This window comes from Streptomyces sp. NPDC037410 (genome assembly GCF_055602235.1).
Map to the genome: position 1 here is coordinate 42,456 of NZ_JBVJWR010000010.1, position 16,558 is coordinate 59,013.

At 69.2% G+C, this 16,558-nt stretch carries 12 protein-coding genes; 7 read left to right on the forward strand and 5 right to left on the reverse strand.

Annotated features, from left to right (window positions below; all coding sequences use genetic code 11):
* Positions 1-326: 326 nt before the first annotated feature.
* From ACZ7HT_RS18385 to ACZ7HT_RS18395, 3 genes are all read right to left on the reverse strand, one after another.
* Positions 327-956 (reverse strand): HAD-IA family hydrolase, encoded by a 630-nt coding sequence (locus ACZ7HT_RS18385; protein WP_471166609.1) that lies wholly within the window; start codon positions 954-956, stop codon positions 327-329.
* A 289-nt stretch (positions 957-1,245) separates the two neighbouring features.
* Positions 1,246-2,481 (reverse strand): MAB_1171c family putative transporter, encoded by a 1,236-nt coding sequence (locus ACZ7HT_RS18390; protein ID WP_471166612.1) that lies wholly within the window; start codon positions 2,479-2,481, stop codon positions 1,246-1,248.
* A gap of 149 nt (positions 2,482-2,630) precedes the next feature.
* Positions 2,631-3,188, reverse strand: a complete 558-nt coding sequence (locus ACZ7HT_RS18395) for a hypothetical protein (protein WP_471166613.1) — start codon at positions 3,186-3,188, stop codon at positions 2,631-2,633.
* Between the two features lie 594 nt (positions 3,189-3,782).
* Here ACZ7HT_RS18395 and ACZ7HT_RS18400 point away from each other — a divergent pair.
* The 5 genes from ACZ7HT_RS18400 (at position 3,783) to ACZ7HT_RS18420 (ending at position 9,496) form a co-directional block, all read left to right on the forward strand.
* Positions 3,783-4,202: a hypothetical protein gene (locus ACZ7HT_RS18400; RefSeq protein ID WP_471166615.1), complete on the forward strand. Its 420-nt coding sequence runs from the start codon at positions 3,783-3,785 to the stop codon at positions 4,200-4,202.
* Positions 4,203-4,234: 32 nt separating this feature from the next.
* A complete protein-coding gene (locus tag ACZ7HT_RS18405; protein WP_471166618.1) occupies positions 4,235-6,544 on the forward strand; it encodes a tetratricopeptide repeat protein in 2,310 nt (769 codons plus the stop codon).
* 62 nt (positions 6,545-6,606) lie between these two features.
* On the forward strand, positions 6,607-6,801 hold the full coding sequence (locus ACZ7HT_RS18410) for a DUF397 domain-containing protein (RefSeq protein WP_471167114.1): 195 nt from the start codon (positions 6,607-6,609) through the stop codon (positions 6,799-6,801).
* 71 nt (positions 6,802-6,872) lie between these two features.
* Positions 6,873-9,281, forward strand: a complete 2,409-nt coding sequence (locus ACZ7HT_RS18415) for a tetratricopeptide repeat protein (RefSeq protein WP_471166621.1) — start codon at positions 6,873-6,875, stop codon at positions 9,279-9,281.
* Positions 9,281-9,496, forward strand: a complete 216-nt coding sequence (locus ACZ7HT_RS18420) for a DUF397 domain-containing protein (protein WP_471166624.1) — start codon at positions 9,281-9,283, stop codon at positions 9,494-9,496. The genes ACZ7HT_RS18415 and ACZ7HT_RS18420 overlap by 1 nt, the downstream gene beginning before the upstream one ends.
* 39 nt (positions 9,497-9,535) lie before the next feature.
* Here ACZ7HT_RS18420 and ACZ7HT_RS18425 read toward each other — a convergent pair whose 3' ends face one another.
* Both ACZ7HT_RS18425 and ACZ7HT_RS18430 read right to left on the reverse strand, forming a co-directional pair.
* Positions 9,536-10,735, reverse strand: a complete 1,200-nt coding sequence (locus ACZ7HT_RS18425; protein ID WP_471166626.1) for a damage-control phosphatase ARMT1 family protein — start codon at positions 10,733-10,735, stop codon at positions 9,536-9,538.
* Positions 10,736-10,760: 25 nt separating this feature from the next.
* Positions 10,761-14,288: an NB-ARC domain-containing protein gene (locus tag ACZ7HT_RS18430; RefSeq protein ID WP_471166629.1), complete on the reverse strand. Its 3,528-nt coding sequence runs from the start codon at positions 14,286-14,288 to the stop codon at positions 10,761-10,763.
* A gap of 270 nt (positions 14,289-14,558) precedes the next feature.
* Here ACZ7HT_RS18430 and ACZ7HT_RS18435 point away from each other — a divergent pair, with 270 nt between their 5' ends.
* Complete coding sequence (locus ACZ7HT_RS18435) at positions 14,559-15,236, forward strand: class I SAM-dependent methyltransferase (RefSeq protein ID WP_471166632.1); 678 nt, start codon at positions 14,559-14,561, stop codon at positions 15,234-15,236.
* Positions 15,233-16,549 carry a N,N-dimethylformamidase beta subunit family domain-containing protein gene (locus ACZ7HT_RS18440; RefSeq protein ID WP_471166634.1) on the forward strand — a complete coding sequence of 439 codons (1,317 nt, stop codon included), beginning with the start codon at positions 15,233-15,235 and terminating at the stop codon, positions 16,547-16,549. The genes ACZ7HT_RS18435 and ACZ7HT_RS18440 overlap by 4 nt, the downstream gene beginning before the upstream one ends.
* Positions 16,550-16,558 lie beyond the last annotated feature (9 nt).

The window sequence follows — 16,558 nt, forward strand, 5'->3', positions numbered from 1 at the left end:
CTCCCTCTCCTCGCACGCGAAATGTAGGGCTGGGGCGTCCCCCTCCCCCCCCCCCCCCCCCCCCCACCCCCCCTCCCTGCTCCCCCCCCCCCCCCCCCCCCCCCCCCCCCCCCCCCGCTCCCTTCGCTGTTGCTGTTCTCGGCGCTCCAGGGCCGACTGCGGAGGCTCGCTCACTCTCCGCGTCCACTGCGCCGTGACTGCCTGCTGAGGCGGGCGACCGTCGACGCCTTGGGCGAGTTTGCTGTACCGAGGTGTCGGCCAGCAGCACGGTCGACGGCTCACTTCGATATCGAGCCCGTACGGACCGCCGTGCGGCCCGCGCCGGGCTAAGACGCCGCGAGGTCCACACCGAGCAGCTCGGAGAGAGTGGCCACCGTCTGCTGGGGGTCCTGGTTGTGCACCCCCGTGAGGCCGAGCTGTTCTGCCGCCTGGACGTACGCTTCGGTGTCGTCGACGAAGACGCACTCCTCGGCCGGCAGATCCATGAGCTTGAGCGTGATCTCGAAGAGCTCGGGGTCAGGCTTGCGCAGCAGGTGCTGCTCAGAGATCACCACGACGTCGTACAGCCGCTCAAGCTCGAAGCCGTCGTACAGGTCCCAAGGGGCGAGCCCCACGCTGTTGGACAAGATGCCCACCTTGATCCCGGCCCGCCTCGCCGCGGCAGCCGCATTGATCATCAGCGGCTCGGGGCGAAGGTCGCCGAAGATTCGGCCCATCAAGTTGTCAGCCGGCACGCCCAGCATCTTGCCGGCGAACTCGTTCCACTCAGTCTGGGTGACCGTTCCGCGCTCGAGGTCGCTGGTGATCCGGACGCCCTCCTCATCCTTGTACAGGGCCGTGAGGCAGGCTCCCTGCGGGAGGCCCTCGCGCTGCTCGAACGCGAGCACTGCGGGCAGCAGCGGAGTGGTGAGAACGCCTCCGAAATCGAGGATGAGGCCCATGCGGCGGTTGGACATGCGAGAACTCCAGATTGCTGAGATTTCGGACGCCCATCCAGACCGGATAGCGTCACTGCCCGGCTACATGTGGCGACGGGAGTAGAGGTACGTCGCGGGCCGGGGTGCACTTACGAGGCGGAGCAAGACCTATCAGTCCGCATGACCCACGGTACCAGCCCAGTTCATGCGGCGGACGGTGCCAAATCTCACTCACCAGCCCGCCATTCAAGATCGCTATGCGGCCTGGTTTCGCTCGTCGGGAAATAGGGTCTGAACCGAGAAATCAGACTGTGAAGCTAATAACAGGCTAGCGACCCGGTTCGGATTCCACCTCTATGGAGCGCAGGAGAAGCTCCCGAGCTTGATCCGTGGTGATGAGCGAGTAAGCCATGCTGACTCGCGCAAGCCACGCCGCTTCACTATCGGTATCAACGAACGGTTTCTCTCTCAGAGAGGCAGTGGCGTACGGGTTGGCTTGCGAGGCGTCAGCAGCCTGGAGCGCGGCCTTAATCCAGTACGCTTCTGCGGCCGGCTCAGGGTCTAGGTGCGATGCGGTGATGTCCTCGGCGGCGAACATCAAGTTTCGTGGAGCGTAATAGCGCAGCTTCTCGCAAGCGTCAGCAATGTCCTGAGTCCATCGGTCCAGGCGGACGTCGATGGGGACGCGTATGTGCCTGAGTTCCGCGAGGCGCCGCCCTGGTGGATACAGGCTCGTCCCGGGGAAAGCATCCACCAGGTCAAACCAGAGCGGGTAAGTCCTATACAGGGTGCGCCAAGTTCTCCACCGGGCCGCCGCCGCGCGGGTGGTGGGAATGCTCGCACCTACGGCAACGATCAGGAAGAGCAGGTTCATCCATATCGCTGTGGCGTCTACAAGGAGCCGGACCGTGGAGGGGCTTAGAGGGAACGCGACCGCAGCCCAAAGGATGGTGATACGCGCCAATGTGTGGGTCAGCCCCATCCACATCGAAATCCCCATCAAGCCCAGCCCGACACGCATGCTCGTGTTCTCGACCCGTCGCGCCGCCCTCGTCCACTGGTAGCCGCAAACTGCGGTCGTGATGAGCGGGAAGAAGTAGAACACGGTCATGTAGACCGCGACCCCCCATTGCCCGGCATGATCGATGAGGAAGTTTTGGCTCGGCTTGTCGCGGTCCACCACGGTGAAGAATAGGACCGTGAGCAGAATGACGCCTATCGCTCCCGTCCCGTAGGACGCGCGGGCGATCCGGCGAGAGACCGCTACGTGCCGGGGTACGACCCTGTCCGAGCTCTTCCCGTAGCTGGTGGCGACGTAGGTCAGGGCCGCGATGATCGCTGCGGTACTGGCAAAGTGCCTGAGCAGGGCGCTCAGGTCCACTACAGGAATGCGATCCACCGCATCCATCGCTGCTGGCGTGTAGAGCCAGAGAGCTATGGCGAATCCCGCATACCCGCCCCAGAGTGCCCGGCGGTGAGCGTCGGCGTACCGAACTGCAGGGAATCGCCATACGGCGATGAGCGTCATCACAGCCGCAGTAAGGTATTTAATGTAGTCGAACACGGAACCAGTGGATATCTGCGACAGCTGCACGTTTCGCCGGACCCGAAGGTCAGCCGGCTGCAACCTTAATTGCCAATAGGTGGACTGCGCGGTGCGGCGGAAGCCGTAAGGCCGGGAATTCTGCCTCGGTGGCCACCAGCCGATCGCGGCTAGAGTCGACGCCGCGGCGGAGCAGCGACTGGGTGAGCAAGTGAATGCTCCAGGAGGCTGACCATGTCATCTCCCGTGAACGACTGACGGCGCGCCAGCCGCTTAATCAATGAAGCCGAAAGCTCGGCCTGCTTTTCCTCGGGGCTGCCAAAATCTACGCGCCCTTGGATCAGGGCCGACGGGAAGCGTCGAAGGACTTCTTGACGAATGCGCTCAGGGACGTATCGCTCAATCTCTACATCCGTCAGGGAGGTACCGTGGTTCAGCCACTCGTGCGCGAGCTCATGGAGAATGACGTGCTCGGTTTGATTGCGACTTGAACGGCGGCGGTAGAGAATGATCGTGAACTCCGGCGCTTTGACCCGGAGACCGCATGCCGTACCCAGGCCCCCGTCGGTGTCATCCAGTGGTACTAGCCGAATATGGTGCCCCAGCGCGCCCTCCATATTCCGCACCAGCGCCTCGACGCTGAAAGGAGCGGGGATAGGGAGATCGGCGAGCAGGCTCTCACATTCTTTCACCAGGGCGCGCCGTGAAGGGTCCCTACGCCAACGCATCGTCGCTCCATTGAAATGCCACTGAGGTGTTCACTGCCAGCCCGCGAGGCGCTAGTAGCCAGGAGCCTGTGCTTGAGGTGCGCGGCGGCCGGCCGACACCCACGGTCTACGCCTAATCGTACAAGGAGGAAAACGCGATCAATGCGGGACGGACTGTTGCGAAGGTCACCCAAGCGAAATAGTCGCGCACCCTGCATTCCAAGATCGAAATTTGAGTGACGGCGCGTTAATTGAGTTTTGAATGCTTCTGAGCCGAGGCTGGTTCATCTGTGCTTGCGCGGTCCAGTCCGGTCGAGGCCGGGGCGCCTTCAGCGGCGCGGAGGAAGAAGCGCCTTCGCGTAGACCCCGCCCTTCGCCCTCCAGTTAGTGGCAGACCCAGGTTCGGGCTTGATGGCGGCGTCGCCAGTCGGAGCAGCCGAGCGGGTGGGCTGCGTCGTGTGACCGGACAGATGACGAGGAGTCAAATCCGGAACTCGCGAGCGCCTTTCGGTCAGACATGTGGCAGCCCGACTCCCGATGGCGTGAAACACCCGCTCTGCTGGTGAGCCGCTGCCTATCATCGACGTCACGTCCATAGTTGCGGGGGAACAGATCATGGATCCGGAAGTGTTGGCGCAGACCGCTGGAACGACGGTTGTCGCACTGATGGCCACCGATGCCTGGCAACGGACCCGCGAGGGCGTGGTCGCCTTGTGGCGGCGGGTGCGTCCGGTGCAGGCGGACGAGGTCGACACGGCGCTGGTGGAGACCCGCGAGGAGATCCTCGTGGCGCACCGTGAGGGCGACTCGGCGGGTGCTGAGGACTTGGAGCGGGACTGGCGCCGTCGGTTGACGCGTCTGCTGGCCGCCGATCCGTCCATCGCCCGGGAGCTGGAGGAGGTGTTGGCCGAGGCACGTGGATCGCTGCCGGAAGCCGAACAGCCTCCTGTCCCCTCGGTTCAGATGCACGCGCACGCGTCCGGCCGCGCGCGGGTCTACCAGGCCGGCCGCGACCAGCACATCGTGGAGCGATGAGGGGACGTGGTGGTCCTCCTCAGGGGGACCATGTGCTGCGGGCTGTCGCGGACGGGCACAGCCGCGTGTACCAGGCAGCCGGCAACCAGATCATCGTGGAGTACGCCGTCCAGCAGTCCGAGCCGCCCGTTGCAGGAGCCGGTCTGGCATGGGCGAGTCCCGAGTCGGTCCGTACGCCGCTCGTGGCGCCGCTCGGTTCACCGCTGCGCGACCGGCTCGAGATCCGCGCCGCCCTCCTGGGGGCCGTCCGCGATCCGGCCACCGCGACTCACGGCGTGCATGTCGTCCGCGGCATGGCGGGCAGCGGCAAGACCGCGCTGGCGCAGACCGTGTTCGACGAGGCAGTGGCCGGCCATGGAGTCGTCGGGCTCTGGGTCAACGCCTCCGACCGTTCGTCGTTCCGTTCCGGGATGCTGGCCGTGGCTCACGATCGTGGGGCCACGCAGCAGGAGGTCGATGCCGCTCGGGAGGGCCGCCGTGCGGAGGCGGATTTCGTCTGGCAGTACCTGGAGCGGTCGCCGGAGCCCTGGTTGCTCGTCCTGGACAACGCGGACGACCCGTCGGTGTTCGGACACGGTGGTGCCTGGCTGCGGTCGAGCGGTCGCGGCATCGTTCTGGTCACGAGCCGTCTCCAGGACGCCGTCGAGTGGCGCCGGGCCGCCAGGCATCCCCTGGACGTCCTCGACCTCTCCCACGCCGTCGACGTGCTGCGTGACCTGACGGTCAGCAGCGAGGACATCGCCAAGCTGGAGCTGCTGGCGCTGCGGCTGGGCTGCCACCCGTTGGCGCTGTCGCTCGCCGGCGCCTACCTCGGCCGACAAGTACTGGAGCCGGTCTCCGTGGACGAATACCTCCGGCGTCTTGACGCCGACCCGTCGCTGCTCGACCGCGGAGCGGCGCCCGGTGAGCAGGAACTGCGCCGACTGATCACCGGTACCTGGCAGATCTCCCTGGACACCCTGACCGAACAAGGCCTTCCCGAGGCGACCACGCTGCTCAGGCTGCTGTCGTGCTTCGCCGCCGCGCCACTGCCTGTCGGGATCCTCGCTCCGGCCGGGCTCGACGCGACCAGGCTGCCACACGCGGATCCGCCGCTGTCCGGCGAAAGCGCCAACCCCGCGCTCGAAGGGCTGACGACGCACTCCCTGGTCTCCCTCATCGAAGCGTCCGCCGGTGCCGGGCGCGCCGCCGTGCGGAGCGTGCAGGCGCACCCGCTGCTGCTGGAGACGGTGGCGTCCCGCATTCCGGTCGGCCAGCGGGAGCTGCTGCTCGAATCCGCCGCAGGCCTTCTGCGCCGGCTGCTGTCGACGGACTCGGGCGGCTACGTCGACCCGCACACCCTGCGGCTGTTCACGCCCCATGCCTCGGCCCTGCTGGGGCAGGCCGCCGCGCACCGCGCCGAAGTAGCCACCGAATCGGCGTTGGCCGTCGTACGGGATCTGCGCGACCAGTCGTACGCGCGCGGCGACTACGCCACGACACGCGCGCTTGCCGATGACGCCATCCACGTCACCCAGGGGCAGGACACCGCGGAGGCGCTGGTCGACCGGCACGAGCGCGGCCGGGCGCTGACGGCGCTGGGGTTCTTCGACGAGGCGACCGCCGTGCACGTGGCCACGCTGCGGGCGCGTGAGGTGCTGCTCGGCCCCGAGCACCCGGACACGTTCGACAGCGCCCATGCCCTGGGCATCTCCTTGTACGGTCTCGGCCGCTGGGCGGAGGACGAGCGGTACATGCGCCGGGCCGCCGAAGGGCGCGTACGTGTCCTGGGCGCCACGCATCCGGACACGATCGACAGCCGGGGCCGGCTAGCCGAGGCCATCGGGCAGCAGCGGCGCTGGGACGAGGCGCGTGAACTGGCGGCCGACAACCTGGCGGTGAGCGAGCGGGCACTCGGTGACGACCACCCGCACACCCTGCTGAGCCGCATCGCCCTCGCCTGGGTGCTCGCCGGCGTCGGGGAATGGGAGGAGGCCGCCGTCCACACCCGTGCCACGCTGGAGGGCAGTGAGCGGGTGCTCGGTGTGGACCATCTGCGGACGCTCGCCGCGCGGCAGCGCCTGGCGGACGTGTCGTCCCGTCTCGGCCAGTGGGAAGAAGCGCTGGAGGCAGCCCAGGCCGTACGTACCACCCGGCAGCGCGTCCTCGGTCCGGAACATCCGCACACGCTGTCCATCGAGATCGTGCTGGCCCGGATCCTGCGCGGCCTCGGGCGCGATGCCGAGGCGCGGCAGTCGGCAGCATGCACGCTGGAGGTCTGCCTGCGCGTCCTGGGTGTTGATCATCCGGATACGCTGGCGTGTCGCGCCGAACACGAGGCCGCGGTCGGCACCACCGAGTGAACACCATTCCATTACAGAGAAGTTGACGAGGGGAACAGCACGTCGTGACCGAGCCGATACGGGTGTGGCGGAAGAGCAGCTACAGCGGCGCCGACAACGGATGCGTGGAACTACTCACCCCCCCCCCGCTGCCCAGGGTCCCAATTCGCGACTCGAAGCTCCCGCACGGGCCGGTGATCGACTTCTCCGATCGTTCCTGGATGCCCTTCCTCCATGCCGTGCAGCAAGGTGAATTCGCCGATCATGACTTCCAGTAACAGGCCTATGAACAGCCGCCGTTCACGATGCCCGGGCGCGACACCGGGCACGGCGGCTCGGCGGTAGCCCCGTGGTGGACACGCCTACGCCCTCGCCGCCGGACCCGGCCGGTGCCGATGTCTCCGTACGGGATCACGCCCGCTGGGTCAGTGCCGCGCGGGACCAGTACATCGTGGAGATCGGCCAGTACGTCGCCCAGCACAGTGCGAGGCCCACTCGCGACGCGTCGGAGCGCCCAGGACCGGACTCGGTCCGTGTGCCGCTTGCCGCGCGGTCCGCGTCGCCTGTCCGGGACCGGTACGACGTGCGGCGCGACCTGCTGCACGCCATCCGTCATCCCGAGGCGTCCCCGCACGAGTTCGTCCTGTACGGGACGGCGGGCAGCGGCAAGACCGCGCTGGCCCAGGCCATGTTCGACGAGGCCGTGGGCTCTCACGGCGTGGTCGGCCTGTGGGTGAACGCGTCGACCGAGGTGGCCTTCCGCGCCGGCATGCTGGCGGTCGCCCTGGACCGAGGCGCCGCCCCGGATCAGGTGGAGGCCGCCCGCGAGAGGCTTCGCCCGGCCGCCGACCTCGTCTGGCAGCACCTCGAAGCCTCCAGCGAACCGTGGTTGCTCGTCCTCGACAACGCCGACGATCCGGCCGTGTTCAGCGACGGCGTCTGGCTTCGCCCCACCCGCCGCGGCACGGTGCTCGTCACCACACGGCACGGCAGTGCGTCCCTGTGGCGGAACGCCGGCCGTCACCGCCTCGACGCCCTCGGGCTGGCGGACGCCGTGCACGTCCTACGCGACCTCGACGTCACCGGCTACGACCAGGCGGCCTTGGAGGAACTGGCGCGCGGCCTCGGGTGTCACCCCCTCGCGCTCACTCTCGCCGGGAAGTACCTCGGCCGACGGCTTCTGGACACCGTCACGGTGGAGGAGTTCCTCCGGCGTCTGCGCGACGATCCCGGCGGCACCCTGGACGAGGCGGCCGACCCGGGCGAACGTGACCTGCGCCGGCTGATCAGTTCCACGTGGCAGATCTCGCTGAACGCCCTGGCCGATCGGGGCGTCCCCGAGGCAACCACGTTGATGTGGCTGCTGTCTTGCTACGCGCCCGATCCCCTGCCTCTCGGCCTGCTCCATCCCACCCGCCTCCGGCTTACGGGCCTCGCCGCAGCCGAGCCGCCGTTGCCCGCGCAGAAGGCGGACTCCGCGCTGCGCGGTCTCATGTCGCAGTCCATGGTGTCGGTCCTCGACGCCCCCGGGGACGTCGGCCGGCCCTCGGTCCGGTGTCTCCAGGCACACGCCCTGCTCCTGGACACCGTGGCGGCGCGCATCCCACTCGACCAGCGAGAGACTGTCCTCGCCGGGGCGACTCAGCTCCTGGACCACCTCCTTCGCCACGACGAGGACACCGGCACGTACCTCGACGCCCAGACCCTGCGCCTGTTCACCCCGCACGCGCTGGGCCTGCTGCGGCGCACCGCGGCAGCCCAGTCCGCCGCCGTCCCGCAGGCCCTCGGTCTCGTCCGGTACCTTCGCGCTCAGAGCCGCGAGCACACCGACTACGTCACCGCGCACGTCCTGGCGGAGGCGGTTGTCCGCGTCTGCTCGACCCTGTCCACCGCCCCGGGGGCCGAATTGCTCACCGACCGGTACGAACTCGCCTGCTCACTGACCGACCTGGGCCGCTTCGCGGAAGCCGTCGAACTGCACCGCCAGGTGCTGCGCGAGCGCGAGGAACACCTCGGCCCCGACCACGTCCTGACGCTCGAGAGCGCCCACGCGCTCGGCCTCGCCCTCTACGGGCTCGGCGCGTGGGCGGAGGACGAACGGCATCTACGCCGCGCGGCCGAGGGCCGGACCCGTGTACTCGGACCGGCCGCCCCCGAGACCATCATGAGCACCGCCTGCCTCGCCGAGGCGATCGGCGAACAGCAGCGCTGGGACGAGGCCGAAGCCCTCGCCCGCACCATCCTCGCCACCAGCGAGGCTGCCCACGGCCCCACCAGCCCCTACACGCTCGCGGCACGCCACACGCTCGCCTGGGCGCTGTACCAGCTGGGACGGCTTCACGAGGCCGAGACCCTGGCCACCACAACTCTGACCGAGCGGGAGAACTCGCTCGGCTCCAGTCACCCGCGCACCCTGGCCATCAGGGACCTCCTCGCCAGCATCCTGCTCGGCCAGGAACGGTGGGCGGAAGCCGAAGTCGCAGCGCGCGCGGTCCTCACCGCCCGTGAGGAAATCCTCGGCCCCGAGCATCCACACACCCTGGCCATGCGCACCGAGCTGGTCCGGGCCCTCAGCGGAGCCGGCGACCGGACCGCGGCTCGTCCTCTGGCCGTCCTGAACCTTGAGGCGTGCATCCGTATCCTGGGCGAGGAACACCCCGACACGCGCGCGTGCAGGCGAGCCCACCAGGACGCGCTCGGCCCGATCTCCGACCAAGACACGCCCGAGACCGGGCAGGACAAGGACGTACAGCGCTGATGGACACCGCCCCGAGCCGTATATGGATCAAGAGCAGCTACAGCGGCCACAACAACAACTGCGTCGAATTCCTCACCCCCCCCCCGCCGGATCAGGCCGTCGTCCGTGACTCGAAGGATCCGCATCGTCGGGTGATCACATTCCGGGCCGCGTCCTGGGTCTCGTTCATGCACGCCTGCCGCACGGATGGTCTGACGACCGCGACGCCAAGGTAGGGCGGGGCCAGCCGCACCGCCCGAAGCCCTCGTCCAGATCTACGGTCGCACCTGGATCAGCGCATGAGTGCCGCTCGTACGCCAGGCGCCCCCTGCCGATTCGAGAGCATCTACGGTTTTCTGCTCCAGGCCGACGATGACATCGGACTTCAGAGTCCGAAGCGCCGCGACGGCCCCGGGGAAGTACATGGTGCGTTCGGCGAAGGGTGTCGTGGGGTGCCACGGCTGGTCGCCCACCAGACGGCGGTAGTTGAGGTCGCCTTTCAGGATGGTGAGCGTGGCGCTCGCGAACTCGACTCGAAGGTCCTCGGGCATCTCCTCGTACGGCAGCGGAGCACAGAAGAACGGGTGGGTGCGGACCTCCAGGGTTCCGACCGCCATGGCCTTCCAGAGTCGGCCGCCGATCCGGCCGGCTTCGCCGGGCGCCTGGGTGAGGCGCCGAAGGCAGTCGACCACGTCCGCCGTCATCGCGTCGGATACGTAGTACGGGTAGGGCTTGACGTGGAGCACAACCCGCTCGGCATGCCGGTGTTCGAGGAGATGGTCAATGAGGATGAGGTCGGGAATCAGCTCCCGTCCCGCGTTGTCGGCCACCACGGCTACGGTGGCCGAGGTGCCGGCGGGCAGGAGCTGCCACATCGTGGCGCTGTCGTCGGCGACCAGCGCGGAGGTCGCGGCGTCAGCCGTTCCCGACTCCCCCGCCGAGATGCTGAAGCCGAGGTCCGCACGGTTGCCCCAAAGCGACGCGTGCAGCAGCGCCGCTGCCCGCTCATGGGACGGAACGTCGGCGAGCGCGTCCAGGGCCCGCAGCTCCTCCTCCACCGCCTCGCCTCGCAGTTCGGCCTGCTTGAACGGCGCGAACGGATCCACTCCCTGCCACGGCCCGCTGCCGAAGTACCCGACCGCGCCGAGCAGCCTGCGGTAGAAGTAGCTCTCCGCCCACAGGAACGGGGCGTCGTACCACGAGCGCCCGAAGTACTCCCGCCCCCAGTCCGCCCAGCGCTCGTAGTCGCGCTCCGAGGGGCCAAGCGGCTCGATCACACCATTGGTGATCTCGTCCAGCAGGGCGTCGAGGGCCTCGTGCTGTCGGCGGCCGTACGGGAAGGCGTCTCGTACCTGTTGAATAAGCGCGGGGTGGCGCTTGGCCAGAACGCCCCATGCGAACGAGCCGGGCTCGTTGCTCAGGATGACCGGCGCGCCGATCGCATCGCCCGAGTCACGGGAGGTCTTCTCTGTCATGGTGTCCAAGCCCTTCGGTTCTCGCTCACGTGTCCATGATCCCCAGGGTCACGACGCCGGCCGCACTGCCCACCAGTACCTCGCCCGTCGTCGGCTCGAAGGCCGCGCAGTGCAGTGAGGCGTCCACGCGGACCTTGGCGATCTGCCGCTGCTCGCCGAGCGACCACACGCGAACCGTCCCGTCCGCGGCAGCCGACACGAGGCGGTCCTCGTCGCGCATGAAGCCCAGCATGAGGATGCGGCCCGTGTGGCCGGAGAGGTGGGAGATGAACCGGTCGGTCCCCAGATGGCGCACCGCGATGTCTCCGGTTCCCGCCCCGACCGCTACGCGGTTGCCCGGACCGTCCACGGTGACGGCGCGTGCCCACCCGCTGGGACTGCTGAACCGGCTCCTGAACTCCCCAGTGGGGGCGTGCCACACACGTACCGAGCCGTCACCACCGCAGGCGGCCAGGAGGTCTCCGCTGTCGTCGAAGGAGAGCGACCGCAGCCGACCGGCGTGTACGTCCTGGCTCCACAACGGCGTCCCGGTGGGGAGGTCCCAGCACCAGATGTGTCCGTCGCCCGTGCTCGCGACGATACGAGGCGTCGAACGGGCCATCGCCACGGCCCACGTACGCGGGGTGTCCTGGTTCAGGGTGAGCGACCAGGCCGTGTCCGACAGCGACCAGACCCTGACCGTCCCGTCCCCGCAGGCCGCGGCGACGTGCTCCTCGCCGCAGGCCAGGGACCAGACGCGTCCATGGGCGGCGGGCAGTCTCCGACTGACCGTCGCGGTCGTGGCGTCGATGACGTCGACGCCGCCGGCCCCGTCGCCGACCACGGCGGTGCGTCCACTGGCCGCGAACTGCGTGGACCACACGGTGTTGGAGCCGCTGGCCAGAGTCCTGAGCCTGCTCTTCCCCACGGTCCAGACGCGGACAGCACCGTCCTCGCATCCGGCGATCACAGTGCCGTCGCCCGTTCTGGCCAGTGAGCGCACCCAGTCCACGCCCTGTGGGAGCTGCGTCTCGCCCACCGGGTTCTCCGCCGAGAAGGCCTGAATCCTCGGCTCCTCGGTGGCTGCGACAAGGACGTCGTCGTGCGGGGACAAAGCGACGGCCCGCACGCGCGCCTTGAGGTCGGTGATCCGGCGGACGAGTGCGAGCTCCCCGTCGGCCGCATCCCACACGGCTACGGATCGGTCACCGGATCCGGAGGCCAGGAGGGAGGAGCCCGGCGCGAAGGCCACGGAGCGGATCCAGTCCCGGTGTGCCGCGCGTTCGTCGAGGAGGCGGCCGGTGCGCCGGTCGAAGAGGCGGACGAACTCGTCCTCGCCGGCCACGGCCACGAGCGAGTCGGAGTCCCCGCCGATCGCCACGGACCAGACGGGGGTGCCGGCGGCCCGCATCGTACGCAGGAGCACGAGCCGCTCCAGGTCCCACGCGCATACGGCTCCGTCCTCGGCACCGGAGACCAGGACGGGGTCGGCTGAGGAGAAGGCGAGGCTGCGGATGCGGCGGTTGTGCCCGGGCAGCACCCCGACAGGTTCGCCGGTGTCCGTGCGCCACAGCCGGATCGCTCCGTCGTCCCCCGCTGAGGCGAGGACCATCCCGTCCGCGGAGAGCGCGGTGGCGAACACCCACCCGGTATGGGCCTCGTGGGCTCGGAGGAGTCGGCCCGTGTTCAAGTTCCAGAGCCTGACCACCCCGTCCTCGCCGCCCGACGCCACGAGGTCGCGGACGGCGGACACGCTGACGACTGCGCCGATGTGACCACGTGCCGTTGCCGCTACGGAGTTCTCCTCCGGGGGCAGCAGCCACCTAGGCGTAAGCACCGTCCCCTCCCCCACTGCGTTCTCCAGGGGGCGGGTGGCCTCCGGCAAGGGAGTGCGGCGCAGCACGATCGAGAGGGTCGAGGCGATGTCGGCCGGGCTTTCCAGTCCGTTCAGCAGATACCCGGCGCCGGTCAGGGCTCGGGCGGTCGCCCACACCTGGTGCTGCGGGTGGCCGATCTCATGCCGCCCGGGCAGGGCGTCGAGCACTGCGGCGTCTGCGGTCAGCGACTGGTGTCCGACGAGTGCGACCTTGCGCATGACGTACGTCGGCGAGGCCAGCAGACTGACGAGCTCGGCGTCGAGGCCGGCCTCACGCAGGTGGTAGGGGAGATGACGCCACAGGTATCCCTGGCCCTCGTCGAGGGTGTCCCAGGCGCTGTCCGTGCTCTGCCGGTACGCCTCGATCAGGGACCGGTGAAGGGGCTCCCACTGATCGCCGATCAGATGGCGCAGGTAGGACCGGAACACGTCGTGCAACACGATGGCGTTCCGGTCGGCCAGGTAGGCGCTGATCAGGGACCGGTCGGACAGCACCCGGCAGAACTGGCGCACCACGTGGGGAGCCCATCCGTTCGCGGTGCCCCACCAGTGGGTGAGGACGGACATGGGAATCGGCACCGACGGAGGGAACACGGCCAGGGAGAGATACCGGTCTCGCAGGTCCGTGCGCCCAGCGATCGAGACGCTCTCCGCGAGGCTGCGGAGGCTGGACTCCAGCGCCTGCCCGATGGCGTGCTTGCGCTGGTCGGAATCCCAGACGTCGAAGGCCTGAGGGCCGTACGCACGGATCGTCGCGTTCGTCTCCGTGACGGCGCGACCGGCCGGGGCGCCGAAGCCGACCTCCTGCGAGACGTTCGCACCGACGATCGACGCGAGCAGCGGCCATCCCCCGCACACACCCGCGAGGCGTGCGGCCTCGGACTCGTCCAGGGCCCCGACGTTGCGAACGAGCAGCTCGCGGATCTCCCCCGGCGCCATGGGCCCCAGGCGCACGACTCGCGCGGAGCTGGGGCACACACGCACGTTCCTCGTGGTCACGAGCCGTACGCAGTCCTCGCCTCCGAGCAGGAACGGGCCGAGGTCGGTGGCGGACCAGACGTTGTCGACGACGAGGAGGGCGCGTCGCCCCTGGAGCAGACGGGCGAGGTGGAAGCCGGCCTGCTCCGGATCGGCAAGGGACGGACGGTTGCCGTCGAGGTGGACGCACAGGTCGGAGATCAGCTCGACGACCCTGGCGGCCGTGCACCCCTCTCCCGTCTCCACCCAGAGGATCTCCGAGAAGGAGTCCCGTACGCGCGGGTCGTGGCACACCTGCGTGGCCAGCGTCGTCTTGCCGAACCCACCAGGGCCGCACAGGGCGACCGTGGCGACGGTGTCGTCCTGCGTCGCCTCCCGGAGTACGGAGACGAGCCCTTCGAGATCTTCGGACCTGTGCACCAAGCCGGGCTCCGGAACGGGTATCGGGAGGTAGTCGTCCGGCGCCGGCGCGACCTCGGGCGTCGGAACACCGACCGAGTCCCAGAAGCGCTGTCGCACCTCCGCGTCGCTCCGTTCCAACGCCGTGTCGAGTAACGCCTGGGAGTCCGGTGCGACGACGATCTCCTCGCCCCGGGCCTCCCAGTTGGACACCGTCCGGTCGCTGACGCCGAGGTAGGACGCGAAGCCACGCACGCTCCGACGCGTCGCGAGCCGCAGAGCGCGCGCCTCCCGTCCGGTCCAGCGCTGCACTGTGGCCACCTGAGCTCCTTCGACCGACACCGACGACGGTAACAGGGTAGGGCGGGCTGACCAGCGGCGTAGGACCTTCGCTGCGACGGGAGTTCAGCACGGATGCAGCACCCGGGCCATTCCCGCCAGGTCCGACCGAGGCGCACCCGTCGCCGTGGACAGCGGCGGTGCTGCACCGCGAGTGCGACACCACGACAGCCCGTTGACCAGCGTCGCTCGGCAGTCTTCTCGGCACGGAGCACCGCAGCTCCGCACCTAGCCGAGAGGGGTGGTCACAGCGTGACCGGAACGAAGGAGCGACAGGGCGGTCCGGGCGACTGGTCCGGAGGCCAGATCGCCTACTACCAGGCGCGAGCCGACGAGTACGACGCCACGTACAGCACCCGCATGGACATGCCGAGACTCGCGAAGGCCCTGGACTCGCTGCCGATCGGCGGTGACGTCCTGGAGATCGCCTGTGGCACGGGCCAGTGGACGCGGCTGCTGTCCCACCGGGCCCGCAGCCTGACCGCACTGGACGCGGCGCCGGAGATGCTCCGCCGCGCCCGCGACCGTATGCGAGGCACCGAGACCCGGTTCATCGAGGCGGACGTCTTCGACTGGGAGCCGGACCGCCAGTACGACACGGTGTTCTTCGCGTTCTGGCTCAGCCACGTGCCGCCGGCGGAGATGGAACCGTTCTGGGACCTGCTGAGGTGGGCCATGGTACCCGGCGGTCGCGTGGTGTTCCTCGACGATTCGTCGGCGAAGGCGGAGATCGAGGACCAGATGGAAGCGGCACCCGTGCCGACCGTCCATCGCACCCTCTCCGACGGTTCCCGCCACGTCGCCGTGAAGGTGCTCCGAGACCCCTCCGAGCTCACCTCCCAGCTGGACGGTCTGGGTTGGGACGCCCGCGTCGAGGCGATCGACCCCTTCCACCTCGCCGGTGCGGCCCGTCCCAAGGAGGGCGCGTGATCGCCGTCAACGGCTACGCGGCCCGGCCGAGCGTCCGAGCCGGTGAGGTGGTGCGCCTGCACATCGCCACTATGGCCCCGCGCTTCCACGTCGACTTCTACCGCTGGGGAGCCGAGCCGCAGCACGCGGGGCACGTCGAATGGCCCGGCCGTGCCGCGTCTCCTGGACGTTTCGACGCGGACTGGCACTGGCCCGCCTACGAGTTCCTCGTACCCCCGGAGTGGCGGTCCGGTGTCTACATCGCGGTGTTGGGCACGGAGCGCGCGTCCGGCACGCCGACGCTGGATGCCCGGGAGGGGCGCATCCTCCTGGTCGTCACCCCCTCCGCGCCCTCCGGCCGCGGGATCCTGTACAAGGTCCCGACGTTCACCTACCAGGCGTACAACACTGCGGGCGGCGGCTGCCTCTACAGCGGCTCCCAGGTCACGACGCGGCGCCCCGGGGGCGGTGTCGGCGGACCGGTCAAGGGTCTGCCGGACGCGTACGACCTGTCGTCTCCCCGGCAGACGTTCGCGCACTGGGACGCCCCCTTCATCGCCTGGATGGAGCGAAACCGGATCGAGGCCGACTACTGCGCCGATCTGGACCTCCACGAGGGGCTGTTCCTGCAAGACGGGTACCGTCTCCTGGTCGCTGCCGGTCACGACGAGTACTGGAGCACCGACCTTCGACGCCACGTGACCGCCTTCCGGGATACCGGCGGCCACATCGCCAACTTCGGGGCCAACACCTGCTGGTGGCGCGTCGAGGTCGCCCCGGACGGGACGGGGCTGTCCTGTGACAAGTTCCCGCCCGGCGCCCCCGCTGGCACCGACCCGGACAGCTCGTACGGGTGCCCGGACCACTGGTGGGAGTCGGAGCCGGAGAACGCCCTCCTGGGCGTGAGCTACCGCAATGGCGGTGGCCACTGGGACGGTGCCCGGGCTTCCCAGGGCTTCATCGTCACGGACGCCGGCCACTGGGTGTTCTCCGGCACGGGGCTGAATTCCGGCGACAGCCTCGGACACGACGGGGCCCTGATCGGCTACGAGTGCGACGGCGCCGCCTACGAGTACGACGACGCCGGCCCCCCGCGTCCCACCGGCCAGGACGGAACACCCAAGGACTTCGAGATCCTCGGCATCGCCGAACTCCCCCCGGACTGGAACTTCGCCGCCCGTGAGCCACTGCGCAGCCCGCGGGCCGCCACTCTCGGCGTGTTCACCGCAGGCGGCACGGTCTTCTCCGCCGCCACCACCGACTGGGCCCGCCTCCTGGCTACCGACCCCCAGGTCGCTGCCGTCACCCGCAACGTCATCACCCGGCTCTCCTGACCGAAGGGA

Bases quoted from the DNA above. Each gene is read 5' to 3' on its own strand.
- ACZ7HT_RS18395 (WP_471166613.1), bottom strand. From the start codon at position 3,188: ATGCGTTGGCGTAGGGACCCTTCACGGCGCGCCCTGGTGAAAGAATGT.
- ACZ7HT_RS18400 (WP_471166615.1), top strand. From the start codon at position 3,783: ATGGATCCGGAAGTGTTGGCGCAGACCGCTGGAACGACGGTTGTCGCA.
- ACZ7HT_RS18385 (WP_471166609.1), bottom strand. From the start codon at position 956: ATGTCCAACCGCCGCATGGGCCTCATCCTCGATTTCGGAGGCGTTCTC.
- ACZ7HT_RS18425 (WP_471166626.1), bottom strand. From the start codon at position 10,735: ATGACAGAGAAGACCTCCCGTGACTCGGGCGATGCGATCGGCGCGCCG.
- ACZ7HT_RS18420 (WP_471166624.1), top strand. From the start codon at position 9,281: ATGGACACCGCCCCGAGCCGTATATGGATCAAGAGCAGCTACAGCGGC.